The following is a 25,517-nucleotide window of genomic DNA, read 5'->3' as shown; positions in this document are numbered from 1 at the left end:
GTCCAAAGGGTCCTGTCGTCAATTCACCGTGAGCGCAACGTTCTGCGCCGCCTGCAATGCTGCCGAATAGTTGTTCACCAGAAGCTCGACCGAAGCGGCCGTGGCATCGAAGATCGGAGCCGGGTAGACGCCGAAGAAGATGGTGAGCGCAATCAGCGGATAGAGAATGAACTTCTCGCGGAGCGAGAGGTCGAGCATGGCCTTCAGGCTTTCCTTCTCGAGCGCGCCGAACACGACCCGGCGATAGAGCCAGAGCGCGTAAGCGGCCGAGAGGATGACGCCGGTCGCTGCGAAAAGCGCAACCCAAGTGTTGGCGCGGAAGACGCCGATCAGGGTCAGGAACTCGCCGATGAAGCCCGACGTGCCCGGAAGGCCGACATTCGCCATGGTGAAGACCATGAAGGCGACGGCGTACTTCGGCATGTTGTTCACCAGCCCGCCATAGGCCGCGATCTCGCGGGTATGCAGGCGGTCGTAGATCACGCCGACGCAGAAGAAGAGCGCGGCCGACACGAAGCCGTGGCTCAGCATCTGGAAGATCGCCCCCTGCACGCCCTGCATGTTCGCCGCAAACGTACCCATGGTCACATAGCCCATGTGCGCGATCGACGAATAGGCGATCAGCTTCTTCATGTCTTCCTGCATCATCGCCACCAGCGAGGTGTAGATGATCGCGATCACCGACATGGTGTAGACGAGCGGCGCGAAGTAGTCCGACGCCAGCGGGAACATCGGCAGGGAGAAGCGCAGCAGGCCGTAACCGCCGAGCTTCAGCAGGATGCCCGCCAGGATCATCGAGCCGGCGGTCGGGGCCTGCACGTGCGCATCCGGCAGCCAGGTGTGGACCGGCCACATCGGCATCTTCACCGCGAAGGAGGCGAAGAAGGCGAGCCACAGCCAGGTTTGCATCTGCGCCGGGAACTTGTGGGCGAGCAGCTGCGTGATGTCGGTCGTGCCGGCATCCCAGTACATCGCCATGATGGCGATCAGCATCAGCACCGAACCGGCGAGCGTGTACAGGAAGAACTTGTAGGACGCGTAGACGCGATCCTTGCCGCCCCAGACGCCGATGATGATGAACATCGGGATCAGGCCTGCTTCGAAGTAGACGTAGAACAGCACGATATCGAGCGCCACGAACACCCCGATCATCAGGGTTTCGAGGAGCAGGAATGCGATCATGTAGTCCTTCAGGCGCTTCTCGACCGAGACCCAGCTCGCGAGGATGCAGAAGGGCATGAGCAGCGTCGTCAGGATGACGAACAGCATCGAGATGCCGTCGACGCCGACATGGTAGGAAATGCCGGTTCCGAGCCAGGCGTGCTTTTCCACCATCTGGAAGCCGGGGTTCGAATTGTCGAAGCCGGTCCAGATGAAGAGCGAGACGACGAAGGTGAAGACCGTCGTCAGCAGCGCCACGTTGCGGATATTGCGGCGGCCGAGGGCGGTATCCTCCCGGGTCAGCAGGAGAAGTGCCACGCCGACCAGCGGCAGGAAGGTGACCGTTGAAAGAATGGGCCAATCGGTCATCAGAAGGAACTCCCGAGCATCATCCAGGTAATGAGGGCCGCAACGCCGATCAGCATCGCGAAGGCATAGTGATAGAGGTAACCCGACTGCAGGCGGACGACCCTCTGGGTCACGTCGACGACGGCCGCGGCGACGCCGTTCGGGCCGTAGGTGTCGATGACACCGACGTCACCCTTCTTCCACAGGAACCGGCCGAGGGCCTTCGCCGAACGGACGAAGAGCAGATCGTAGAGTTCGTCGAAGTACCACTTGTTGAGCAGGAACTGGTAGAGCACGCGGTGCTGCTCGGCCAGGACCTTCGGGGTCGAGGGCGACTTGATGTACATGTACCAGGCGGTCGCGAAACCGGTCAGCATGGCGACGAAGGGGCTCCACTTCACCCAGGTCGGGACACCGTGGAACTGTTCGAGGATCTCGTTTTCCGGCAGCGTGAAGAGCGCGCCCTTCCAGAACTCGCCGTATTCGTGGCCGAAGAAGTAGCCCTCGAAGGCGACGCCGGCAAAGACCGCACCGAGCGCAAGCAACGCGAGCGGCGCCAGCATCACCATCGGCGATTCATGCACGTGGTGCATGACGTCGGCGGACGCCCGCGGCTTGCCGAAGAAGGTGAGGAAGGCGAGACGCCAGGAATAGAAGCTGGTGAACAGCGCCGCGATGACGAGCAGCGCGAACGCGAAGCCCGAGACCGCCGAATGCGAGGCGTAGGCCGACTCGATGATGACGTCCTTCGAGAAGAAGCCGGCGAAACCGATCATCGTTCCCGGGATGCCGACGCCGGTCAGCGCCAGCGTGCCGATGGTCATCGCCCAGAAGGTCAGCGGAATGTGCTTCCTGAGGCCGCCCATGTAGCGCATGTCCTGCTCGCCGTCGACGGCATGGATGACCGAGCCGGCGCCGAGGAAGAGCAGTGCCTTGAAGAAGGCGTGCGTGAAGAGGTGGAAGATCGCCGCGCCATAGGCTCCGACGCCGAGGGCCACGAACATGTAGCCGAGCTGCGAGCAGGTCGAATAGGCGATGACGCGCTTGATGTCGTTCTGCACGAGGCCGACGGTCGCCGCGAAGAAGGCGGTGATCGCACCGATCAGCGTGACGAAGGTCAGAGCGTTCGGCGAGAGTTCGAAAAGCGGCGACATGCGGGCGACGAGGAAGACGCCGGCGGTGACCATGGTGGCGGCATGGATGAGGGCCGAAACCGGGGTCGGGCCTTCCATCGCGTCCGGCAGCCAGGTGTGCAGCAGGAACTGCGCCGACTTGCCCATCGCGCCCATGAAGAGCAGCAGACAGACGGCGGTCATCGCATGTGCCTTGTCGAGGCTCATGCCGAAGAGATTGATGACGGCTTCGCCGCCTTCCGCACCCTCGGCTGGCAGATAGCTCTGCGCGGCGGCGAAGATCGTCTCGAAGTTGATCGAGCCGAACAGCACGAAGACGCCGGCGATGCCGAGGATGAAGCCGAAGTCACCGACGCGGTTGACGATGAAGGCCTTCATCGCCGCGGCGCAGGCCGACGGCTTCTTGAACCAGAAGCCGATGAGCAGGTACGAGGCGAGACCGACGCCTTCCCAGCCGAAGAACATCTGCAGCAGGTTGTCGGAGGTCACCAGCATGAGCATGGCGAAGGTGAACAGCGACAGATAGGAGAAGAAGCGCGGCCGGTCCGGATCGTGGTGCATGTAGCCGATCGAGTAGACGTGGACCAGCGTCGAGACGCTGTTGACGACGACCAGCATGACGGCGGTCAGCGTGTCGATCCGCAGCGACCATTCGACGTCGATGCCGCCGGACTGGATCCAGCGTAGCACGGAGACCTTGATGACCTCGTGCCCCTCGCCGAAGCCGACGTTGACGAAGACGACCCACGAGAGAACCGCCGTGACGATCATCAGGCCGCTGGTGATGTATTCGGAGGCCTTGGCGCCGATCTGGCGACCGAGCAGGCCGGCGATCAGCGCGCCGATCAGCGGAAGAAAGACGATAGCCTTATACAAAATCATAGCTTTATCAGCCCTTCATCATATTGATGTCTTCGACGGCGATGGAGCCGCGGTTGCGGTAGAAGACAACGAGAATAGCAAGACCGATCGCCGCTTCCGCCGCAGCGACGGTCAGGATGAACAGGGCGAAGACCTGGCCGACCATGTCGTTGAGGAAGGCGGAGAACGCCACCATGTTCAGGTTGACCGCGAGCAGGATGAGCTCGATCGACATGAGGATGACGATGACGTTCTTGCGGTTCAGGAAAATGCCGAACACGCCGAGGGTGAAGAGAATGGCACTGACCGTCAGGTAATGGGAAAGACCGATTTCCATGTTTTCTGTTCCTTGACCTCGTGCTGCCTCAGACGCCCTGCCCCGGCTTGACCTTGACCACCTTGACGGCGGTCGCGGGCGTGCGGGCAACCTGTCTGGAAATGTCCTGCCGCTTGATGTTGGTGCGGTGACGCAGCGTCAGCACGATCGCGCCGATCATTGCCACCAGCAGCACCAGGCCGGCAATCTGGAAGAAATAGACGTAGTTCGTATAGAGCACATCGCCGAGGGCTGCGGTGTTCTGGCGTTCCGCAAGCGCCGGGATCGGCATGGTGACTGCGTTCATCGCTTCCGGCGAAATGACGCTGCCGCCGATGACGAGCACCAGTTCCGCCGCCACAACCACACCGACGAGCGTGGCGATCGGCGCATATTTCAGCGCTCCGGACCTGAGCTCGGTGAAGTCGATGTCGAGCATCATGACGACGAAGAGGAAGAGCACCGCCACGGCGCCGACATAGACGACCAGCAGGATCATCGCCAGGAATTCCGCGCCCGTCAGGAGGAACAGGCCGGCGGCGTTAACGAAGGTGAGGATGAGGAACAGAACCGAGTGGACCGGGTTCCGTGCCGAAATCACCATGAACGCCGAAGCCACGGCGACAAAGGCAAAGAGATAGAAAAAAAGAGCCTGAAGACCCATGTTGGTGCCTTTTCATCTTCCCCGGGACGCGCGTCCGCGCCGCCGTCCGATGGGACGCTGCCGGTAGTCCCCTACCGGCTGGACGCCCCTGTTCAAAACTCATGTACCGCGGCGACACCGGTTGCCGGCATCGCCCACGGTCGATGTCGCCCGCCGATCAGCGGTACGGAGCATCCAGCGCGATGTTGCGCGCGATTTCCCGTTCCCAGCGATCGCCGTTGTCCAGGAGCCGCGCCTTGTCGAAGTAAAGCTCCTCGCGCGTCTCGGTGGCGAATTCGAAATTCGGCCCTTCGACGATCGCCTCGACCGGACATGCTTCCTGACAGAAGCCGCAATAGATGCACTTCACCATGTCGATGTCGTAGCGCACCGTACGGCGGGTACCGTCGTTGCGGCGCGGACCGGCCTCAATGGTGATCGCCTGGGCCGGACAGATCGCCTCGCAGAGCTTGCAGGCGATGCAGCGCTCTTCGCCGTTCGGATAGCGGCGCAGTGCGTGCTCGCCACGGAAGCGCGGCGACAACGGCCCCTTCTCGAAGGGATAGTTGATCGTGGCCTTGGGCGCGAAGAAGTAGCGCATCGACAGGAAGAAGGCGCCGACGAACTCCTTCAGGAACAGGGAATTGATAGCCTGGGAGAGACCAGCCATCTTAACCTCCAAATCTGCCGAGGGACGGAACGGACATCATCATGCCCATCCCATCAGCTTCAGCACGAATGCAACGATGACGACCATGGCGAGCGAGAGCGGCAGGAAAACCTTCCAGCCGAGACGCATCAGTTGGTCGTAGCGATAGCGCGGCACGAAGGCCTTCACCATCGCGAACATGAAGAACACCATCGAGGCCTTGAGCACAAACCAGACGATGCCGGGTACCCAGTTGAGGATGGCGATATCGACCGGCGGCAGCCAGCCACCGAGGAACAGGATGGTCGTGAGCGCGCACATCAGCACGATCGCAGCGTATTCGCCGAGCATGAACATCATGTACGGGGTCGAGCCGTATTCGACCATGAAGCCGGCCACCAGTTCCGATTCCGCTTCCGGAAGGTCGAAGGGCGGGCGGTTCGTCTCGGCGAGAGCCGAGATGAAGAAGACGATGAACATCGGGAACAGCGCCAGCCAGTGCCAGTCGAGGAAGGAGCTCGGCATGCCGAGCATGGTGCCGAGGCCGTCCTTCTGGGCGTTGACGATGTCCGAGAGATTGAGCGAACCGACGCAGAGCAGGACGGTGACGATCACGAAACCGATCGAGACTTCGTAGGACACCATCTGCGCGGCCGAACGCAGCGCGCCGAGGAACGGATACTTCGAGTTCGAAGCCCAGCCGCCCATGATGATGCCGTAGACCTCGAGCGAGGAGATCGCGAAGACGTAGAGGATGCCGACATTGATGTTGGCGATCACCCAGCCGTCGGCGAGCGGCACGACCGCCCAGGTGGCGAGTGCCAGCATCACCGCGACGAGCGGTGCGAGCAGGAAGACGCCCTTGTTGGCGCCGGCCGGAATGACCGGTTCCTTGAAGACGAATTTCAGCAGGTCGGCGAAGGACTGGAAGAGACCCCACGGGCCGACGACGTTCGGACCGCGGCGCATCTGCACCGCCGCCCAGATCTTGCGGTCGGCAAGCAGGACATAGGCGATGAACAGCAGCAGGGCGACCAGCAGCAGCAGCGACTGGGCGATCATGATGGCCGCCGGCCAGACATAGGTTGAAACGAAAGAATCCATGTTCCCCTGCCCTTACTCTGCCGCAGCCTTGAAATTGTTGCGGGCCAATGCCGAGCATTCGGCCATCACGGCCGAAGCACGCGCGATCGGGTTCGTCAAATAGAAGTCTTTGATCGGCGACGCAAACCCGGATTTGGTCATCTGCCCGGCTTTTTTCGCAAGCGCGGCAATTTCGTCACCCGAACCTGCGGCGATCTCGTCGATCTCCGCGAAGTGCGGGTAAGCGGCATAGAGTTTCGCGCGAAGAGCCTGCAGCGAATCAAACGGCAGCTTCTTTCCGAGCACGTCGGAAAGGGCGCGGATGATCGCCCAGTCCTCGCGGGCCTCACCCGGCGCGAAGCCGGCGCGGTTGCCCATCTGGACACGTCCTTCGGTGTTGACCCAGGTGCCGGATTTTTCCGTATAGGCGGCGCCCGGCAGGATGACATCGGCGCTGTGAGCGCCGGCATCGCCGTGGCTGCCGATGTAGACAGTGAACGTCGAACCCTTCCTGGCGAAGTCGAGTTCGTCCGCGCCGAGCAGGAAGAGCACGTCCATGGAGCCCAACATTGCGCCGGCCGATGCACCGTTCGCACCCGGCACGAAACCGAGGTCGAGCCCGCCGACGCGCGCGGCTGCGGTGTGCAGGACGGCAAGGCCGTTCCACTCGGGCGAGACGGCTCCGACGGAAACCGCGAGCTTGGCGACATTCGCAAGAACGGCCGCGCCGTTTTCGCCGGCGAGAGCCCCCTGCCCCACGATGATCATCGGGGCCTTGGCATTCTTCAGTACGTCGACGAAGGCACCCTTGCCGGCGACGAGGTCGGCGAGCGTCTCGGAGCCAGCGCCGAGATAGTCGTACTGGTAGCGCAGTTCACCGCCTTCGCCGATCACGCCGATCGGGAAGCCGCCGCGGCGCCAGCGCTTGCGGATGCGGGCGTTCAGGACGGCCGCTTCAAAGCGCGGATTGGCGCCGACGATGAGCAGCGCGTCGGCAGCTTCGATGCCTTCGATCGTCGGATTGAAGATATAGGTCGAGCGGCCGAGCGACGGATCGAGAGCGGCGCCGTCCTGGCGGCAGTCGATATTGGCCGAGCCGAGCGCGGAAACGAGTTCCTTCAGCGCATACATTTCCTCGACTGAGGCAAGGTCGCCGGCAATCGCGCCGATCTTGTCGCCCTTGGTCGCGGCAACGGCGGCCTTGACGGCGGCGAAAGCCTCGCCCCAGGTCGCTGGCTGCAGGCGGCCGTCACGGCGAACGTAAGGCCGGTCGAGACGCTGGGTCTTCAGGCCGTCCCAGATGAAGCGGCTCTTGTCGGAAATCCACTCTTCGTTGATCGCCTCGTTGACACGCGGCATGATGCGCATGACTTCGCGACCGCGGGTGTCGACACGGATGGCCGAGCCGACGGCGTCCATGACGTCGATCGATTCGGTCTTGCCGAGTTCCCACGGACGGGCGGTGAAGGCAAAGGGCTTCGAGGTCAGCGCGCCGACCGGGCAGAGATCGACGACGTTGCCCTGCAGCTCGGAGGTCATTGCCTGCTCGAGATAGGTGGTGATCTCGGCATCCTCGCCGCGGCCGATCAGGCCGAGCTCGGCAATGCCGGCGACTTCGGTCGTGAAGCGGACGCAACGCGTGCAGTGAATGCAGCGATTCATCACGGTCTTGACGAGCGGGCCGATATACTTGTCCTCGACGGCGCGCTTGTTTTCCGTATAGCGCGAGCTGTCGACACCAAAGGCCATTGCCTGGTCCTGCAGGTCGCATTCGCCGCCCTGGTCGCAGATCGGGCAATCGAGCGGATGGTTGATCAGCAGGAACTCCATCACGCCTTCGCGGGCCTTTTTGACCATCGGCGTATTGGTGAAGACTTCCGGCAGTTCGCCGTTCGGGCCGCCGCGGATATCGCGCACGCCCATAGCGCAGGAGGCAGCCGGCTTCGGCGGGCCGCCCTTCACTTCGACGAGACACATGCGGCAATTGCCGGCGACCGACAGCCGCTCATGAAAACAAAAGCGCGGGACTTCGGCACCGGCTTCCTCGCACGCCTGCAACAGCGTGAAATGATCCGGAACTTCGATCTCTTTACCGTCGACTTTCAGCTTTGCCATATTCGCCTTCCTGCCTCACGCACACCGCGCTTGTTGCCAGAGTTTCACCTCCGGCAAGTGCGACCACCCGAAGGCTCTGTCGCTGTTGCCGTGCTTGTTCAATTCGTCGAGCCGCCCTTTCGCCTCGGCCACCGTGGGGATCTCTCCCGCAGCGACATGCCACATGACGAAATGCTGCTTTTCCATGATCTCGAACCATTCCGCGCGGCGGGCATAGAACTGCCGGTGAACGGTCTTCCATACGAAATTCTCGAATGACGCGACGTCGCGCCAGACACTCATGTTGACGATCACCAGCGGATCGCCGAAACCGTCGATCGCGGTCGCATTGCCGCTCTCGTCCTTCAGCCGCCAGACGAAGCCTTCGGACCGCTCGGCGATGCCGTTGACGAGGTCGAGCGCCTTGACGAAGGCTGCAACCCGCGGGTCCTCCAGCGGGTAGCGCAGCCGCGCGATGTTGAGTTCGGCGAGGTGCTGCGTCACGCCCCGCCCTCCTTCAGTGCCTTCGCCTGTGCCACCCAGCCGTCGCGGACGATGCGGCCACCGAGACCGATCTCGGTGTCGATGCGCGCCACGTCCTCGTCGCTCCAGCCGGCGATGTCGGCAAAGCGGGTGATACCCATGCCGTTCAGGATCTGCTCGAGCTTCGGCCCGACGCCGGAAATCTTCTTCAGGTCGTCGGCCTTGCCGCGTCCCTTCGAGACTACCCTGGCAGGCTTCTTCGGCGTTGCAGCCTTCGGAGCGACAGACGCTGCAGCGGCGGGCGCTGCCTTCACGGATTTCGTCGCAGCCGTCTTCTTTACCGGAGCGGCCGGAGCCTTGGCGGTACGCTTTGCCTTCACAGCAGGCTCTTGGGTGACCGACTTCGCGGCCGGCTCAGGCGGCGCTGCCGGACGCTTATCCTGCGCCCTCTCGTCCTCGGTCTTGCGGGCGAGCGTCTCGGTCGCCTCCAGCGCGCCCTGGAGCGAGCCGAGGAAGGCGCTCGCCATCTGGGTCGCGAAACCGAAGCCGACCGCCGTCATCGCCGCGAGCGCTGCGGCGGGATGCGCCATCAGCGGGTGCAGCGGCAGACCGGACGCTTCCGGCACGGCATAGGACGCACGGCCGAAGTCGGCCGGCTTTGCCGCAACTTCCTCCCGTGTCTTGTCCTTTGCCTTTGCCATCGTCCGGTTATCCTTACTCGGCGGCTTCCATCACCACGCCATGGGCCATGGCGTTACGGGTATACTGATCGATACGCGCCTCGATCTCCGGACGGAAATTCCGGATGAGGCCTTGTATCGGCCAAGCGGCGGCGTCGCCGAGCGCACAGATGGTGTGGCCTTCGACCTGCTTGGTCACCTGGAACAGCATGTCAATCTCGCGCTTCTGCGCGTTGCCCTTCACCATGCGCTCCATGACCCGCATCATCCAGCCGGTGCCTTCGCGGCACGGCGTGCACTGGCCGCAGCTCTCATGCTTGAAGAATGCCGCGATGCGCCAGATGGCCTTGATGATGTCGGTGGACTTGTCCATGACGATCATGCCACCGGTACCGAAGGAAGACTTGACCTCGCGAAGACCGTCGAAGTCGAGCGTCACGTCCATCATGTCCTCGGCCTTGACGACCGGGCAGGACGCACCACCGGGGATGACGGCAAGGAGATTGTCCCAACCGCCGCGGATGCCACCGGCATGCTTCTCGATCATCTCGCGGAAAGTGACGCCCATGCTCTCTTCGACCGTACAGGGCGTGTTGACGTGGCCCGAGATCATGAAGAGCTTGGTGCCGACATTGTTCGGGCGACCGAAGCTGGAGAACCAGCCAGCGCCACGACGCAGGATCGTCGGCGTGACGGCAATCGACTCGACGTTGTTGACCGTCGTCGGGCAGCCGTAGAGGCCCATGTTCGCCGGGAACGGCGGCTTCAGACGCGGCTGGCCCTTCTTGCCTTCCAGGCTTTCGAGCAGCGCGGTTTCCTCGCCACAGATATAAGCGCCGGCGCCATGATGGACGACGATATCGATGTCGTAGCCGAGCTTGTTGTTCTTGCCGAGCAGCCCGTATTCATAGCACTCGTCGATCGCAGCCTGGAGGGCTTCACGCTCGCGCATGAACTCGCCGCGAACGTAGATGAAAGCATGGTGGGCGCCCATGGCGAACGATGCGATCACGCAGCCTTCGATCAGCGTATGCGGATCGTGGCGCAGGATGTCACGGTCCTTGCAGGTGCCGGGCTCGGACTCGTCGGCATTGACCACCAGGTAATGCGGGCGACCGTCGGATTCCTTCGGCATGAAGGACCACTTGAGGCCGGTCGGAAAGCCCGCGCCGCCGCGGCCGCGCAGGCCGGACGCCTTCACCTCGTTGATGATCCAGTCACGGCCCTTTTCGAGCAGTTGCTTGGTTCCGTCCCAATGACCACGGCTCATGGCGCCCTTCAGGGACTTGTCCTTGAGGCCGTAGATGTTGGTAAAGATGCGATCCTGATCCTTCAACATGTCCTAACCTCTTACCGCGGCTTCTTGCCGAAGACCTTGATGTATTCGGCCTCGCCGCCCTTGGCGAGCGCCTTGGCCTGCTTGACCCAGTCGTCCCGCTCGATGCGGCCGCCGAACTTCAGATAGCCGTCGACCCATTCGCGCTCGGCCTTCTTCCAGGAGGCGATCTGCGCGAAGGTGTAGATGCCGAGCTCGTGGAGAATGGCTTCGATCTTCGGACCGACGCCGGAAATCATCTTCAGGTCGTCCGGGGTGGCCGGCTTCTCGATCCCGGCCGGACGGTTCTTGTCGCCGGCGGCGCTGGCCGGAGAAACGACTTCCTTGACTTCGTCGCTGACCGGAGCGGCCTTTGCCGGTGCTTTCCTGGCGGATGCAGCGTCAAGCAGCGTGGTCGGGCCGCCGGCCGGCGCCGAATAGACGCGGTCGATCTGCGGACCCGGCTTCACCTCGGCACCCCTTCCCGCCTCGAAGCGGTCGATGATGTCTTCGAGCTGTTCCGGGGTCAGGTCTTCGTAGGAATCCTTGAAGATCATCACCATCGGCGCGTTGACGCAGGCGCCCTGACACTCGACCTCTTCCCACGACAGCGTGCCGTCGGCATTGAGCTCGAAGGGATCGTGGTGGATCTTGTGCTTGCAGACCTCGATCAGCTCCTCGGCGCCGCGCAGCATGCAGGGCGTCGTGCCGCAGACCTGGATGTGGGCGCGGGTGCCAACCGGCTTCAGCTGGAACTGGGTGTAGAAGGTGGCCACTTCCAGCACGCGGATATACGGCATCGCGAGCATGTCGGCGACGTGTTCGATCGCCGCGCGCGTCACCCATCCTTCCTGTTCCTGTGCCCGCATGAGCAGCGGGATGACCGCCGATTGCTGGCGGCCCTCAGGATATTTGCGAATGGTCTTCTCGGCCCAGGCCGCATTCTCCTCGTTGAAGGAGAAGCTGGCGGGCTGGACGCGATCTTCGGCTAGTCGACGAACGGACATTCTTCCTCACGCCTTGTCTCAGTTTATGGATCCACACCTGGAATTCTGCAAAGACGCGAATTCACAGGCGTAGGCCGAGTTCTCTTTCTGCAGGAACACGATGAACTTCGAGCCGTTCGGGACGGCCGCCTTGATCTCGTATCCCTGCTTGATGAGTTCCGCCATGGTTGTCGACGAGCCCTGCGACGAGACCGCGGCGTCCTGGGCGAAAACGCCCGGAGCAACGGCCAGAAGGGCAAGCGTCAACAAACCACGGCGCATTACCGATCCACCTCTCCGAACACGATGTCGAGCGAACCGATCAGCGCCGCCATGTCGGCGAGCATGTGACCGCGGCCAAGGAAATCCATGGCCGAGAGATGGGCGTAACCCGGAGCGCGGATCTTGCAGCGGTACGGCTTGTTGGAGCCGTCCGACACCAGGTAGACGCCGAACTCACCCTTCGGCGCTTCGACCGCAGCATAAACTTCGCCTGCCGGAACGTGATAACCTTCGGTGTAGAGCTTGAAGTGGTGGATCAGCGCTTCCATCGAACGCTTCATTTCGCCACGCTTCGGCGGCACGACCTTGCCGTCGAGCGAGGAGACCGGACCGTTCCTCGCTTCGCCCTTCAAGCGCGCGAGCGCCTGCTTCATGATCCTGACGGACTGGCGCATCTCCTCCATGCGGACGAGATAGCGGTCGTAACAGTCGCCGTTCAGGCCGACCGGAACGTCGAAGTCGAAATCGGCATAGCATTCGTAGGGCTGCGACTTGCGCAGGTCCCAGGCCGCGCCCGAACCGCGGACCATGACACCCGAGAATCCCCAGGCCCAGGCATCTTCCAGCGACACGACGCCGATATCGACGTTGCGCTGCTTGAAGATACGGTTGCCGGTCAGAAGCTTGTCAATGTCGGCAAGCCGGGCGGGAAACTGGTCGCACCACTTGTCGATATCGTCCACGAGCTCCGGCGGCAGATCCTGATGGACACCGCCCGGACGGAAATAGGCCGCATGCATGCGCGCGCCGGAGGCGCGCTCGTAGAACACCATCAGCTTTTCGCGCTCTTCGAAGCCCCAGAGCGGCGGCGTCAGCGCACCGCAGTCCATGGCCTGCGTCGTAACGTTGAGCAGGTGATTGAGAATGCGCCCGATTTCGGAATACAGAACCCGGATCAACTGTCCGCGGATCGGAATTTCGATCCCCAGAAGCTTCTCCACCGCCAACGCGAATGCGTGCTCCTGGTTCATCGGCGCGACGTAGTCGAGCCGGTCGAAGTAGGGAACGGCCTGCAGATAGGTCTTGGTTTCGATCAGCTTTTCCGTGCCGCGATGAAGCAGGCCGATATGCGGATCGACGCGCTCGACAACTTCACCGTCGAGTTCGAGCACGAGACGCAGAACGCCGTGAGCGGAGGGGTGCTCCGGGCCGAAATTGATCGTAAAATTGCGGACGTTATGTTCGTTCATGGCACTAACCTTCCGCTCACTTGTCCGCCTTCTCGTCGCCCGGCAGCACGTAATCCGTGCCTTCCCAAGGCGAGAGAAAGTCGAAGCTACGGAATTCCTGTTTCAGTTCGACCGGCTCGTAGATCACGCGCTTGGCCGAGTCGTCATAACGTACTTCGACGAAACCCGTCGTCGGGAAGTCCTTGCGGAGCGGATGCCCCTCGAAACCGTAGTCGGTAAGGATGCGACGCATATCCGGATGACCGGAGAACGGAATTCCATAAAGATCCCAGGCCTCGCGCTCGAACCAGTCGGCACCAGGATAGACCGCCGTTGCCGAGGGAACCGATTCGTCCTCGGCAACCGCCAACTTCACCCGAATGCGGACATTCTGGCGCGGCGACAGCAGATGATAGACGACATCGAATCGCTTTTCGCGCTCCGGGTAATCGACACCGCATATGTCGATGAAACAGACGAAACCGCACTGCACGTCGTCACGCAGGAACGCCAGCAGATCAATGATGGAATCCGGCGTCGTGACCAGCGTCAGTTCGTCGTACGCCACCTCAGCCGAGGAAATCAGCGAGCCTCGCACTTCCTTCAGGTAGGACGCAAGCTCGTTCAGGGCTTCACTCATCTTGTTGTCCTTTGCCCTTAGCGCTCGATCGTTCCAGTGCGGCGGATCTTTTTCTGCAGCAGGAGAACGCCATAGATCAGGGCCTCCGCCGTGGGGGGACAGCCCGGCACGTAGATATCCACCGGCACCACACGGTCACAACCGCGTACGACGGAATAGGAATAGTGATAATAGCCACCGCCATTGGCACACGAGCCCATGGAAATGACGTAACGCGGCTCCGGCATCTGGTCATAGACCTTGCGCAGCGCCGGCGCCATCTTGTTGGTGAGCGTGCCGGCGACGATCATCACGTCCGACTGGCGCGGGCTGGCGCGCGGCGCGAAACCGAAGCGCTCCATGTCGTAGCGCGGCATGGAGGCCTGCATCATCTCGACGGCGCAACAGGCCAGGCCGAACTGCATCCACATCAGCGAGCCGGTACGGGCCCAGGTGATGAGCTCGTCGGTCGAGGTGACCAGAAAGCCCTTGTCGGCCAATTCGTTGTTGATCTCACCGAAATAGGCGTCGTCGCTACCGATCGGCTTGCCGGTTGCGGGATCGACGATACCCTTGGGCTGAGGTGCGACCAGGGTCGACTTGTCCTGCACTAATCCCATTCGAGCGCCCCCTTCTTCCATTCATAGATAAAGCCGACAGTCAGAACGGCGAGGAACACCATCATCGACCAGAACCCGAACCAGCCGAGATCGCCGAAGGACACCGCCCAGGGAAAAAGGAAGGCAACTTCCAGGTCAAAGATAATGAACAGAATCGACACCAGATAGAAACGGATGTCGAATTTCACGCGGGCATCATCGAAAGCGTTGAAGCCGCATTCAAAGGCCGAAAGCTTTTCCGGATCGGGCGCCTTGAAGGCCACGGCAAACGGCGCGATCAACAGCGCCAGGCCGATGACGAGGGCGATGCCGATAAAGATTGCGATCGGAAGGTAGGAACTGAGCAGTTCAGTCATCATATCCATCCCTGCTTGCTGTGTAATGCCGGGAGGCACCGTGCCCGAAGGCGGACAAGCCGAAAAGAGAGTTGTAACGCGCCGTGGTTAGCGCAGGTGCCGCCCCAGTGCAAGACCGCAAAGGCCTTTTCACGTGCCGCATCCCGACTTTCTGAGCCGACTTTAGAACGACAAAAACGAAACGCCCGATCACACCTTCGTGTTTCCGGCAAACGCATTTCTGAGAGAAAAAAGTGGCGCGAGTGACGGGGCTCGAACCCGCGACCTCCGGCGTGACAGGCCGGCACTCTAACCGACTGAGCTACACCCGCGCATGTGCTCCGCAACGAAAGCGGAACCCGACATCACAACTGGCAATCTACCACATCGCGACGTCATCAGAAACATGTCCAGGAATGGCGCGAGTGACGGGGCTCGAACCCGCGACCTCCGGCGTGACAGGCCGGCACTCTAACCGACTGAGCTACACCCGCACTTCCTGACGGATACCGGCGAACCGGCCCGACCGAGCGGCCTCGACCGTTCGATGAGCGGCTAACTAAGGGGTTCGCGAATGGGTGTCAAGCGCGTTCGAAGACAAAACAATGACGGAACGAAAATTGTTCGGCCCGCCGGTCGGAGCACTCAAATCCACAGCCTGCCGCGCCGCGCGCCCTCCCCCGCCGCAGCCCCGTAAATCCGGGCCTTTTGCCGGAAGGAACCACGGCAGGCAGAAAAAAAGACAAAAAAACTTCGAAAATCCTCTTGCGGATTTTCCGCGATCCGCATAGATCACGGCCACCGACGCGGCGGGCACCAGACCCGCTTCCGCGAAAGGGCGATTAGCTCAGTTGGTAGAGCGCCTCGTTTACACCGAGGATGTCGGGAGTTCGAGTCTCTCATCGCCCACCATACTATCACAAGAATAGTGCTATCTGTATTAGATGTTCCATTGGAGCTCTTCTCGCTCCGGGCGTGTGATGCTGCAGCCTTTTTCCGACACTCCAAGAATGTTGGCGTGTACAGATAGGAGCGGAGAGGCGGCAGGCCGCTATGCGACGCTGGACGAACCAACCACAGCAGCGTAGCTTGAATCAAATAGTCTCTGGCAAACCCAGTGCGGCTCATAATTGTCGCATTGCCGGAAAAGCTGATCGCGATTTTGTCTATGTTTGAAGAAATCAAAGGTCGAAACAGCATGGAAAGCAATGAGGAATTTGACAGAAGAATCGCTTCTGCTGAACGGGCGCATGACTGGCAGCAAAAAGGCATGGAACAGCATCACAGGCAGATTGAAGCATTTGCACTGCTAGGCATGAAATCGCCCGCACTTGTTGCCGCAGGCGGCGTCGCGGCGGCCCTTGGCTTCTACAGTGCGAATTACGCGAGACTGACGGCTGATGCATCCAACTTGACAGACTTTAACTCTGTGTTGTTCTGGCTCTTTCTTGGGCTGCTGATGACGATCGCTGCGCCCGGCCTCGCGTATTTTTCGCAACTTTCGTATGCGGCGAGCATAGCAGAAAAGACGTTCTGTTGGCATCATCCGTTCGTGGACGATACTCCACGATCACGTCTCTACAAAAAAACTGGCGATGTCTGCAGGTGGTCAGCCGTAGTGCTTACAACGGGGTCGATCGCCTCAATCTGCCTAGGCGGCTATCATTTCCTCCACCTTGTGAACAGGATCTGATCTACACCTCGATAACGCTCAGATTCCATCGACAATATCTTCCCTGATACGGAGCGCTGCCGTTCTTTCCCCTCCCCCTAAAGCCCCAGTTCCTCGCGGTGTTCGAGATACCATTCGACGAAGCGGCGGACGCCGGTGTCGACGCCGGTTTCGGGCTTCCTGCCGGTGAGCGCGACGAGGAGGTCGGGGCTCGCATAGGTGCGCGGCACGTCGCCCTGCTGCATCGGCAGCATCTTGCGCTTCGCCGGCTTGCCCATGACGCTCTCGATCACCTCAATGAAATCGAGGAGCCCGACCGGCTGGCCGCCACCGATGTTGACGACGCGGAACGGCGCTTGGTGCGAGAGCGTGTCCTTCACGCTTCCTTCGACACGATTCTCCTCCGACGGCGCGATCCGCGAGAGGTCGACGATCGAATCGACGAGGTCGTCGATATAGGTGAAGTCTCTGCTCATCTTGCCTTCGCCGTAGACCTCGATCTCGCGCTCCTCGATCATCGCCTTGACGAACTTGAAGAGCGCCATGTCCGGGCGTCCCCAGGGGCCGTAGACGGTGAAGAAGCGGAAGGCCGTGGTCGGCACCCGGTAGAGATGCGAGTAGCTGTGGGCCATCAGCTCCGTCGCCTTCTTGGTGGCGGCGTAGAAGGTCAGCGGCTCGTCGGCGCGGTCAGTCTCGCGGAAGGGCACGTCCGGGTTCGCGCCATAGACCGACGATGTCGAGGCGAGCATCAGGTGACCGACCTTCAGCACCTTCGCGAGTTCCAGGATGTTCCAGGAGCCGATGAGGTTGGAATCAAGATAGGCCTTCGGGTTTTCGAGGCTGTAGCGCACGCCCGCCTGGGCGGCGAGATGGATAATCACGTCCGGCTGGAAGTCGACCATCGCCTTTTCGAGCGCCGCGCGGTCTTCCAGCATGGCGAGCGTCGGGCGGAACGACGGGAATTGTGCGAGCGCCGCATGCCGCGCCTCCTTGAGGCGGAGATTGTAGTAGGCGGTCATGCCGTCAAAGCCCGCGACCTCGTGGCCGTCCTGCAGCAGCCGGCGCGTCAGATGGAAGCCGATGAAGCCGGCGGTGCCCGTGATGAAATAACGCATGATGTGACCTCGAAGAGAAAAAACGGTCCCGCCGGGCCGACCCGCCCGCACGTTTGCCCTGAAAAGAGGGGCAAGAGGGCATTAGCCCCGGTTGCAGCCGCCTGTCCAGCGCTCGCCGCCCCACCGCATTGCCGCAGGCGGAAAACGGCGCCCTGCTGTGACCGGCGCGCCACCGGAGCGCCCTCACCCCTGGGCCGCCTTGCTCCGGCCCTTTCGGCCTGCTACTGGCAGGCAGGACCGGAGACATAGAGGAGACACTATGCGACACCATTCGTTTGGAAAGACGCCCTTCACCGTCAGCGAGATCGGCTTCGGGGCCTGGCAGATCGGCGGCTCCTGGGGCGACGTCTCCGAGGCCGACGGCCGCGCGGCGCTCAACGCCGCGCTCGACGCCGGCGTCACCTTCATCGATACCGCCGACGTCTACGGCGACGGACGCTCGGAAAAGATCATCGCCGACGTGCTGAAGTCGCGCGGCGGTCAGCGCCCGATGGTGGCGACCAAGGCCGGCCGCCGCCTCGATCCGCATGTTGCGGAGGGCTATACCAAGGCCAATATCGAGCGCTTCATCGATCGCTCGCTCACGAACCTCGAGGTCGATTCGCTCGACCTCGTGCAGCTCCACTGCCCGCCGCAGGACGTCTACTACGATCCGGCACTCTTCGAGGGCATGGAGGAACTGCGCAAGGCCGGCAAGATCCGCCACTACGGCGTCAGTGTCGCGCGCGTCGAGGAAGCCCTGAAGGCGATCGATTATCCGGGCGTCGTCAGCGTCCAGATCATCTACAACATCTTCCGCCAGCGGCCCGCCGACCTCTTCTTCAAAGAAGCGAAGCGGAAGAACATCGCCGTCATCGTCCGCGTGCCGCTCGCAAGCGGCCTGCTTTCCGGCAAGATCACCGCCGGGACCGCCTTCTCCGCCGACGACCACCGCAGCTTCAACCGCCACGGCGAGGCCTTCGACGTCGGCGAGACCTTTGCCGGCGTTCCCTTCGAGGTCGGCCTGCAGGCGGTGGAGGAAATCCGCAAGCTGGTGCCGCAAGGCGCATCGATGGCGGCCTTTGCGCTCCGCTGGATCCTGATGAACGAGGCCGTGACCGTGGTCATCCCCGGCGCCCGCAATGCCGAGCAGGCTCGCGCCAATGCGGCGGCGGCCGAGCTGCCGGCGCTTTCGGCGGACGTGATGAAGGCTGCCCGCGACACCTACGACAGACTGGTCGCACCGCACGTGCATCACCGCTGGTAAGACTTCCGGCGACAGTCCGAAAAAAAGGCGGAGGCCGGGTGATCGCTCACCCGGCCTCCAATCGTCTTGGGAGGACGATGATCAGTTGGTGCCCTTGAGGTCGACTGCGAAGAACAGCGTCTCGCCGGACGAGTCGTCGACGCCGTCATTGTCGGTGACGGCGTAGGCGGTGCCGGCGGCGTCGAAGGCGAAGCCTTCAAGCTTGTCGACGACATAGCCGTTGGTGGCGGCCTTCAGGTCCGGAACGAAGTCGTGGACCTCTTCCTTGGCGACGGTGGGAAGCGCGCTGCCGATCGCGGCCGGCTTCAGGTCGGCGATAGCGACGCGGTAGAGCTTCTTGATTTTCGCCTGGTCGCCGATCTGGTTGTCGCGCTCGATGAGGTAGAGGTGGTCGCCATGAGCGGTGATCTCCGAAAGGCCGACCCAGCCGGCTTCGGTCTTCTCCAGCGGATAGCGCACGGCGCCCCATTCCTTGGCCTCCGGCTTGTAGGCGAGGAGCTTGACGGTGCCCTTCTCGTCGTCCTTCCACTCGCGCTGCACGGCCATCCACAGCACCGCGTCGTCGCCGGTGCCGACCCGCGTCACGCCTTCGAGGCCGAAGCGGGTCTCGCCCTTCAGCAGTTCGGCGGGAAGCGCGATCTCTTCCTTGATCTCACCCTTGGCGTTCACATGGTAGAGCGCATGCGGCACCAGCTTCTCGCTGTTGCCTTCCGAGGCGAGCCAGAAGCCGCCCTCGCCGTCGAGCGTGATGCCCTCGATGTCGAGCTTCTGGGCGGGCTCGCCATTGCGGGTCACGGCGAGCGCATCGGTGATCCGAGCGGGCTTCCTGGTCGCGTCGATCGTGAAGATCCGCGGCTGCATGCTGTAGAAGCTGTCATTGACGGCATAGAGCTGACCTGCCTTTTCCGCATCGCCGGCGAGGCCGGAGAGCGCGCCCCAGCCGATCGGGTTGCCGTCGACCGTTTCCGAACGGATCGTCGGATAGGCGGCTTCGCCTTCGCCGAGTTCGTAGAGCATCACGTGCGAGCGGGCGGCGCCGTCCTCGATGAGATCCGCCTCGTTGGCGGTGGCGAGAAGATTGCGGCCGGGAATGGCGACCGCTCCCTCCGGAGAAATGCCGGACGGCAGCAGGCCGAGCAACTGCGGCTCGGCGCCGGTGTCCTTGTAAACGCCGACCACCGAGGCACGCTCGGAAAGGACGAAGATGTAGCGGTCGTCGCCGAAGCTTGCGACCTCCAGGCCTTCAAGCTCGACGCCCTTCGACTTCGCGCGCTTGTCCGGGAAATGGCCGATCGCGGCAATCTCTCGCTCGAGCGAAGGACCCGACTCGAAGAGCACCTTGCCGGTCTTGTCGAAGATGGTGAAGCTGCGCGAGCCACCTTCGTAGTCGCCCTCGTTGGCGACGACGAGACGGTCGTCGTCGAGCCACTTGACGGCGTCCGGCTCACGCTTGACGCCCGCCTTCTTGCCGGTGAAGTTCAGCGCGCCGTCCGACTTGGTGTCGATGCCTTCGAGATCGACGGTGCCGGCGGAAAAATGCGACACGACTGCACCGGTCTTGCCGTCGACGATCACGATGTGATTGTTCTCCTGCAGCGTCAGGGCAATCTCGCCGCGGCCGTTGATCGAGACGAATTCGGGTTCCGGGTCGTCGCCGCCGACCTCGGCAAGGCCGGTCAGCGTGACGTGCTTCATCGTGGCGCAATCGGCAGCACCGTCCTTCAGCGCGACGATTGCGAGATCGCCCGCCGGCATCTGCGGCAGCTTGCCGTCGTTCAGCTCCTCATTGCGCTCGTTCTCGATGGCGATGGCGGCGAAGCTCTTGTCAGGGGAGACGGCGACGGAATCGGGCTGTCCGCCGAGGTCGCAGCTGGCTTCGACCGTCTTCGAGGCGATATCGACGATCGCGAGCTTGCCCGAGGGCTTCACATAGCTTTCCGAGGTGTTGACTGCCGCGAGCACCTTGCCGCCGGCGACGGCGACCGAGGTCGGCTCGCCGTCTATCATCAACGCGCCGCCGGCCTTCGGAGCACGGGCATCCGAAATGTCGATGAAGCCGATCGCACCGAGCGGACTGTCGGAATAGACGAGCGTGTTGCCGTCCTCCGTCGCGGCGATGATCTCCGCCGAGGTGACGGTGGACTTTTCCTTGTCGGCGGCAAGATTGGCGGCGACCGGGAAGGATGCGATACGATTGAAAACCTGTTCTGCGGCGGCGGGCATGGCCACGGACGTCAGCAGCGCAGTCATGAATGCTGCGCGCGAAATGCGGTACTTCATCGGAAAACCTCCTGCTTCCTCAAATGAGACAGGAGGCTTGTGCGCGTTTCCCGTTACACGCCTGTGACATCCCCGCCGAAATGCCGGGATATTGCGTCGTGCCCACGTCGAGGCTTATCCCCTGCCCTTCTCCCCGGCAAATTCGCTCGCCATCAGGAAGAGCGAAGCGCCGAGGATCATCGCGGCCCCCGCCCAGAGATAGCCGGCAGGCGCGTAGCCGAAGGCGATCCAGCCGGCGAGCACGTTGAGCGGCAGCTTCAGATCGTCGAAGGGCTGGACGTAGGCGGCGTCGGCCGCCTTGTAGGCCGCCGTCAGGAAATACTGTCCGGCCGCCGTCAGCAGGCCGGCGACGAGGAGCACGGCGAGCCCGCTGCCGGTCGGGACGGCGAAGCTTGCGGCCGCTGCAAGTCCGGCATTGATCGGCGTCAGCAGCGCGAGGAGCCAGATGGTGATCGTCTCGGGCCGCTCATGCGCGGTCAGGTCCTTGACGAGCAGCGAGGACGCGCCCCAGAGCAGGGCAGCGACCACAGGCAGCAGCGAGGCCATGGTGAAGGCCTCCGACCACGGTTGCAGGATGACCATCGCACCTGAAAAACCGGTGAGCGTCGCCGCCCAGCGTTTCCAGCCGACCTCCTCTCCGAGGAAAAGCTTCGCGCCGACGATGATGAAGAAGGGCGAGGTCATCACGAGCGCGATCGCCTGCCAGATCGGCACGGTGGCGAGCCCCTCCACCCAGGCCTGGACGCCGAAGGCCGCGAGCAGCACGCGCGCCAGGTGACGGCCCGGAAAGCGGGTGCGCATGGCGCGCAGGCCGAGCCGCCGCAGCAGCGGGACCGACAGGACGAGCGCGAAGGCATATTGCCAGAAGGCGATCGAGGTGGCCGGAAAGCCCTCGACCATCGCCACCCACTGGGTCGCGACATTGACGACGGCGAAGGCGATGCCCGCCAGAACCATGAAGGCTGCGCCGGCAAAAGCGCCGGACCGGGTGAGCGCAAGGGGGCTCTGATTCATGTCTTTTCCCTTCGACACAAAGGACCAGCACAAACCAGGACGCATGAGGGGTGATGCACAGGCGTGTGGACGACGCTACGACCCACGGCCGTCGCGCCTTCCCGTGCACGAAGCGAACCGTTCGTCCCGAACGCCGGGACCGACAGTTGCCACATCCTCATTCTCTTCCATCCGGACTGTGACCGTCGGCTCCGGCATCGCACCGGATCTGCTGACCCGCCCTCATCGGAAAGCGGCGCTCGCGGGCTCGAGGGCGAACCTCATACCGCCGGTGGGGAATTTCACCCCGCCCTGAGAACGAATTGCCGGTCTTCGACCGGCCAAGAAGGGATAGGCCAGAGTGGCTCGATATGCAATCGCAGGAAAAGGAAAAGCCCGGCCGTCGAGGCCGGGCTTCGTCAGGTCGATTCCAGGCGCTTGCGGAGGACGCCGGGGCCCATCCGCCTGCGCGGGCGGAAATCAGCTGTTGACGGCGTCCTTCAGGCCCTTGCCGGCCGTGAACTTCGGAACGTTGCGCGCCGGGATGTCGACTTCCGCGCCGGTCGAGGGGTTACGGCCCTTCGAAGCTTCGCGGCGGGAAACGGTGAAGGCACCGAAACCAGCGAGGCGAACGTCGCCGCCCTTCTTCAGCTCGCCCTGGACCGTTTCAAAAACGGCGTCGACGGCAGAAGCGGCATCAGCCTTGGTCAGACCGGCCTTCTCGGCAACCGCGGATACGAGTTCGTTCTTATTCATGTTTCCACCCTTTCTGATTGGTATGAAACGACTCAATGGATAAGTCAGGCGGAGAATACGTAAGCATCTGCCCTGAGCAACCCAAAAGCACCGCAATCGCCCGGAAAACAAGGGGTTTCGGCTTATTTACACAAAAAAGGCTGGCAAAAATGCCAGCCTTTTCGATGTCGATGTGCCATTTTGACGAGACTATGGCCGAAAGTCCTCAGTGAGCGATGGTCTGCCCGGCGTCGTCGGTGACGTCGACCGCAGCCACGGTCGGGCCTTCGACGGTGCCGTCCCACTCGATCGGCTCGGGAACCCGGACCAGCGCCTGGCGGATCACCTCGCCCATCCGCGAAACCGGAACGATCTCCAGACTGTTCTTCACGTTGTCCGGAATGTCCGCCAGATCCTTGGCGTTTTCTTCCGGGATCAGAACCTTCTTGATGCCGCCCCGCAGCGCCGCGAGGAGCTTTTCCTTGAGCCCGCCGATCGGCAGGACGCGCCCGCGCAGCGTGATCTCGCCGGTCATCGCGATATCCTTGCGGACCGGAATGCCGGTCATCACGGAGACGATGGCGGTCGCCATCGCGACACCGGCCGAAGGACCGTCCTTCGGGGTGGCGCCTTCCGGCACGTGGACGTGGATGTCCGACTTGTCGAAGCGCGGCGGCTCGATGCCGAAGTCCACGGCGCGCGAGCGGACATAAGACGCCGCCGCCGAAATGGACTCCTTCATCACCTCGCGCAGGTTGCCGGTGACCGTCATGCGGCCCTTGCCCGGCATCATCACGCCTTCGATCGTCAGCAGTTCGCCGCCGACCTCGGTCCAGGCCAGCCCGGTGACGACACCGACCTGATCCTCGCCCTCGGCCTCGCCATGACGGAAGCGCGGGACGCCGAGATAGTCGTGGATGTTCTGCGCGGTGACCGCGACCGACTTCACGTTGCCCTTGATGATCTCGGTGACCGCCTTGCGGGCGACCTTCATCAGCTCGCGCTCGAAGTTACGGACACCGGCCTCGCGGGTGTACTGCTGGATGATCGACACGATCGCGTCATCCGAAAGCGAGAACTCCTCGGGGCGCAGGGCGTGTTCCTTGATCGCCTTCGGCAGCAGGTGCCGCTTGGCGATTTCCAGCTTCTCGTCCTCGGTGTAGCCGGCGATACGGATGATCTCCATGCGGTCCATCAGCGGCGCCGGAATGTTCAGCGTATTCGCCGTGGTGATGAACATCACGTTCGACAGATCGTATTCGACCTCGAGGTAGTGGTCCATGAAGGTCGCGTTCTGTTCCGGATCGAGCACTTCGAGCAGCGCTGCCGACGGATCGCCGCGGAAGTCCATGCCCATCTTGTCGATCTCGTCGAGCAGGAAGAGCGGGTTCGTGCGCTTCGCCTTCTTCAGCGACTGGATGACCTTGCCAGGCATCGAGCCGATGTAGGTGCGGCGGTGACCGCGGATCTCGGCTTCGTCACGGACACCGCCGAGCGCCATGCGGACGTATTCACGGCCGGTGGCCTTGGCGATCGACTTGGCGAGCGAGGTCTTGCCGACGCCCGGAGGGCCGACGAGGCAGAGGATCGGGCCTTTCAGCTTCGTCGCACGCGCCTGCACGGCGAGGTATTCGACGATCCGCTCCTTGACCTTGTCGAGGCCGTAATGATCCTCGTCGAGGATCTTCTCGGCGGCGTTGAGGTCGATCTTGACCTTCGACTTCTTGCCCCAGGGCAGACCGAGCAGCCAGTCGAGATAGTTGCGCACGACGGTGGCTTCCGCCGACATCGGGCTCATGTGACGCAGCTTCTTCAGCTCCGCCTCGGCCTTTTCCTTGCCTTCCTTGGAAAGCTTGGTCTTGTTGATGCGCTCCTCGAGTTCGGCCATCTCGTCGCGGCCGTCCTCGCCCTCGCCGAGCTCCTTCTGGATCGCCTTCATCTGCTCGTTGAGGTAATACTCGCGCTGGGTCTTCTCCATCTGGCGCTTGACGCGCGAGCGGATGCGCTTTTCGACCTGCAGAACGGAGATCTCGCCTTCCATGAAGCCGAGAGCCTTTTCAAGGCGCGCCTTGACGCTCACCGTTTCGAGCATTTCCTGCTTCTCGGTGATCTTGATCGACAGGTGCGAAGCGACCGTGTCGGCGAGCTTCGAGTAGTCCTCGATCTGGCTTGCGGCGCCGACGACTTCCGGCGAGATCTTCTTGTTGAGCTTGACGTAGTTCTCGAATTCCGAGACCACCGAGCGGCTCAGCGCCTCGATCTCGACGGCATCCTCGGCGGGCTCGGCCAGGATATGGGCACGGGCTTCGTAGAATTCCTCGCGGCCGGTGTATTCCTCGATGTTCGCGCGGGCGCGGCCTTCGATGAGCACCTTCACAGTCCCGTCGGGGAGCTTCAGCAGTTGCAGGACGTTGGCGACGGTCCCGACCTGGTAGATCGCCGAGGGTTCCGGATCGTCATCGCCGGCGTTGATCTGGGTCGCCAGCATGATCTGCTTGTCGGAACCCATGACTTCCTCGAGCGCGCGAATGGACTTCTCGCGGCCGACGAACAGCGGCACGATCATGTGCGGGAAGACCACGATGTCGCGCAGCGGCAGCACCGGATAGGTATTGCTCTCGGGCGCGACAGACGTAACTTCGGTCATGTTGTTTCCTTTCCATAGTCCCCCTGCGAGGGGGACTGCTCCCGCAAGGCAA

Annotated in this window: 23 protein-coding genes, 3 tRNA genes and 1 riboswitch; of the genes, 3 read left to right on the top strand and 23 right to left on the bottom strand. The window is 62.6% G+C overall.

Features of this window, described 5'->3' with window-relative positions; translation table 11 throughout:
• Positions 1-18: 18 nt before the first annotated feature.
• The 18 genes from NHF53_RS07240 to NHF53_RS07155 form a co-directional block, all read right to left on the bottom strand.
• Positions 19-1,530: an NADH-quinone oxidoreductase subunit M gene (locus NHF53_RS07240; RefSeq protein ID WP_252833666.1), complete on the bottom strand. Its 1,512-nt coding sequence runs from the start codon at positions 1,528-1,530 to the stop codon at positions 19-21.
• The gene (nuoL, locus tag NHF53_RS07235) at positions 1,530-3,524 is read right to left on the bottom strand and encodes an NADH-quinone oxidoreductase subunit L (protein WP_252833665.1); all 1,995 of its coding nucleotides are present in this window, start codon (positions 3,522-3,524) and stop codon (positions 1,530-1,532) included. Before nuoL ends, NHF53_RS07240 begins: the two co-directional genes overlap by 1 nt.
• A 7-nt stretch (positions 3,525-3,531) precedes the next feature.
• Entirely contained in the window at positions 3,532-3,840 is a 309-nt protein-coding gene (gene nuoK / locus NHF53_RS07230) for an NADH-quinone oxidoreductase subunit NuoK (protein WP_112687152.1), read from the bottom strand.
• Positions 3,841-3,868: 28 nt separating this feature from the next.
• Positions 3,869-4,483 carry an NADH-quinone oxidoreductase subunit J gene (locus tag NHF53_RS07225; RefSeq protein WP_252833664.1) on the bottom strand — a complete coding sequence of 205 codons (615 nt, stop codon included), beginning with the start codon at positions 4,481-4,483 and terminating at the stop codon, positions 3,869-3,871.
• Between the two features lie 157 nt (positions 4,484-4,640).
• Positions 4,641-5,132: an NADH-quinone oxidoreductase subunit NuoI gene (gene nuoI / locus NHF53_RS07220; RefSeq protein WP_112687148.1), complete on the bottom strand. Its 492-nt coding sequence runs from the start codon at positions 5,130-5,132 to the stop codon at positions 4,641-4,643.
• A gap of 39 nt (positions 5,133-5,171) precedes the next feature.
• Positions 5,172-6,215 carry an NADH-quinone oxidoreductase subunit NuoH gene (gene nuoH, locus NHF53_RS07215; protein ID WP_252833663.1) on the bottom strand — a complete coding sequence of 348 codons (1,044 nt, stop codon included), beginning with the start codon at positions 6,213-6,215 and terminating at the stop codon, positions 5,172-5,174.
• 12 nt (positions 6,216-6,227) lie between these two features.
• The gene (nuoG, locus tag NHF53_RS07210; protein WP_114362174.1) at positions 6,228-8,309 is read right to left on the bottom strand and encodes an NADH-quinone oxidoreductase subunit NuoG; all 2,082 of its coding nucleotides are present in this window, start codon (positions 8,307-8,309) and stop codon (positions 6,228-6,230) included.
• A gap of 15 nt (positions 8,310-8,324) precedes the next feature.
• The gene (locus NHF53_RS07205) at positions 8,325-8,792 is read right to left on the bottom strand and encodes a DUF3291 domain-containing protein (protein ID WP_252833662.1); all 468 of its coding nucleotides are present in this window, start codon (positions 8,790-8,792) and stop codon (positions 8,325-8,327) included.
• Positions 8,789-9,472: a 5' DNA nuclease gene (locus tag NHF53_RS07200; protein WP_252833661.1), complete on the bottom strand. Its 684-nt coding sequence runs from the start codon at positions 9,470-9,472 to the stop codon at positions 8,789-8,791. Before NHF53_RS07200 ends, NHF53_RS07205 begins: the two co-directional genes overlap by 4 nt.
• Before the next feature lie 13 nt (positions 9,473-9,485).
• On the bottom strand, positions 9,486-10,790 hold the full coding sequence (gene nuoF, locus NHF53_RS07195; RefSeq protein WP_252833660.1) for an NADH-quinone oxidoreductase subunit NuoF: 1,305 nt from the start codon (positions 10,788-10,790) through the stop codon (positions 9,486-9,488).
• Between the two features lie 11 nt (positions 10,791-10,801).
• On the bottom strand, positions 10,802-11,773 hold the full coding sequence (gene nuoE / locus NHF53_RS07190; RefSeq protein WP_252833659.1) for an NADH-quinone oxidoreductase subunit NuoE: 972 nt from the start codon (positions 11,771-11,773) through the stop codon (positions 10,802-10,804).
• 18 nt (positions 11,774-11,791) lie between these two features.
• Positions 11,792-12,034 (bottom strand): hypothetical protein, encoded by a 243-nt coding sequence (locus NHF53_RS07185; RefSeq protein ID WP_114362165.1) that lies wholly within the window; start codon positions 12,032-12,034, stop codon positions 11,792-11,794.
• The gene (locus NHF53_RS07180; RefSeq protein WP_252833658.1) at positions 12,034-13,224 is read right to left on the bottom strand and encodes an NADH-quinone oxidoreductase subunit D; all 1,191 of its coding nucleotides are present in this window, start codon (positions 13,222-13,224) and stop codon (positions 12,034-12,036) included. The genes NHF53_RS07185 and NHF53_RS07180 overlap by 1 nt, the downstream gene beginning before the upstream one ends.
• 16 nt (positions 13,225-13,240) lie before the next feature.
• Positions 13,241-13,843, bottom strand: coding sequence for an NADH-quinone oxidoreductase subunit C (locus NHF53_RS07175; RefSeq protein WP_114362162.1), 603 nt, complete (start codon positions 13,841-13,843; stop codon positions 13,241-13,243).
• Between the two features lie 17 nt (positions 13,844-13,860).
• Complete coding sequence (locus NHF53_RS07170) at positions 13,861-14,442, bottom strand: NADH-quinone oxidoreductase subunit B family protein (RefSeq protein WP_170141803.1); 582 nt, start codon at positions 14,440-14,442, stop codon at positions 13,861-13,863.
• Positions 14,433-14,798: an NADH-quinone oxidoreductase subunit A gene (locus NHF53_RS07165; RefSeq protein WP_114362322.1), complete on the bottom strand. Its 366-nt coding sequence runs from the start codon at positions 14,796-14,798 to the stop codon at positions 14,433-14,435. Before NHF53_RS07165 ends, NHF53_RS07170 begins: the two co-directional genes overlap by 10 nt.
• Positions 14,799-15,032: 234 nt before the next feature.
• A tRNA-Asp gene (locus NHF53_RS07160) sits at positions 15,033-15,109 on the bottom strand.
• An 85-nt stretch (positions 15,110-15,194) separates the two neighbouring features.
• Positions 15,195-15,271: transfer RNA gene (locus NHF53_RS07155), tRNA-Asp, on the bottom strand.
• 342 nt (positions 15,272-15,613) lie between these two features.
• On the opposite strand from NHF53_RS07155, the gene NHF53_RS07150 reads away from it, so the two are divergent.
• Positions 15,614-15,689, top strand: a tRNA-Val gene (locus NHF53_RS07150).
• Between the two features lie 205 nt (positions 15,690-15,894).
• The gene (locus tag NHF53_RS07145; protein ID WP_252833657.1) at positions 15,895-16,470 is read left to right on the top strand and encodes a hypothetical protein; all 576 of its coding nucleotides are present in this window, start codon (positions 15,895-15,897) and stop codon (positions 16,468-16,470) included.
• A 77-nt stretch (positions 16,471-16,547) separates the two neighbouring features.
• Here the strand turns inward: NHF53_RS07145 and NHF53_RS07140 are convergent, their stop codons facing one another.
• Positions 16,548-17,564: an NAD-dependent epimerase/dehydratase family protein gene (locus NHF53_RS07140; protein ID WP_252833656.1), complete on the bottom strand. Its 1,017-nt coding sequence runs from the start codon at positions 17,562-17,564 to the stop codon at positions 16,548-16,550.
• A 259-nt stretch (positions 17,565-17,823) separates the two neighbouring features.
• Between NHF53_RS07140 and NHF53_RS07135 the strand changes: the two genes are divergently transcribed.
• Positions 17,824-18,810, top strand: a complete 987-nt coding sequence (locus tag NHF53_RS07135; protein WP_114362124.1) for an aldo/keto reductase — start codon at positions 17,824-17,826, stop codon at positions 18,808-18,810.
• An 81-nt stretch (positions 18,811-18,891) separates the two neighbouring features.
• On the opposite strand, the gene NHF53_RS07130 is transcribed toward NHF53_RS07135, so the two are convergent.
• From NHF53_RS07130 to lon, 4 genes are all read right to left on the bottom strand, one after another.
• Positions 18,892-21,090 (bottom strand): esterase-like activity of phytase family protein, encoded by a 2,199-nt coding sequence (locus NHF53_RS07130; protein ID WP_374591042.1) that lies wholly within the window; start codon positions 21,088-21,090, stop codon positions 18,892-18,894.
• A gap of 114 nt (positions 21,091-21,204) precedes the next feature.
• On the bottom strand, positions 21,205-22,104 hold the full coding sequence (locus NHF53_RS07125; protein ID WP_252833655.1) for a DMT family transporter: 900 nt from the start codon (positions 22,102-22,104) through the stop codon (positions 21,205-21,207).
• 155 nt (positions 22,105-22,259) lie between these two features.
• A riboswitch (FMN riboswitch) is annotated at positions 22,260-22,407 on the bottom strand.
• A 156-nt stretch (positions 22,408-22,563) separates the two neighbouring features.
• Complete coding sequence (gene hupB / locus NHF53_RS07120) at positions 22,564-22,839, bottom strand: DNA-binding protein HupB (RefSeq protein WP_112687112.1); 276 nt, start codon at positions 22,837-22,839, stop codon at positions 22,564-22,566.
• 205 nt (positions 22,840-23,044) lie between these two features.
• Positions 23,045-25,465, bottom strand: a complete 2,421-nt coding sequence (lon, locus tag NHF53_RS07115; protein WP_252833654.1) for an endopeptidase La — start codon at positions 25,463-25,465, stop codon at positions 23,045-23,047.
• Positions 25,466-25,517 lie beyond the last annotated feature (52 nt).

Source organism: Ciceribacter sp. RN22 (assembly GCF_024054295.1).
GTDB classification, from domain to species: domain Bacteria; phylum Pseudomonadota; class Alphaproteobacteria; order Rhizobiales; family Rhizobiaceae; genus Allorhizobium; species Allorhizobium lividum.
This window is presented reverse-complemented; position numbering and strand designations above follow the sequence as displayed.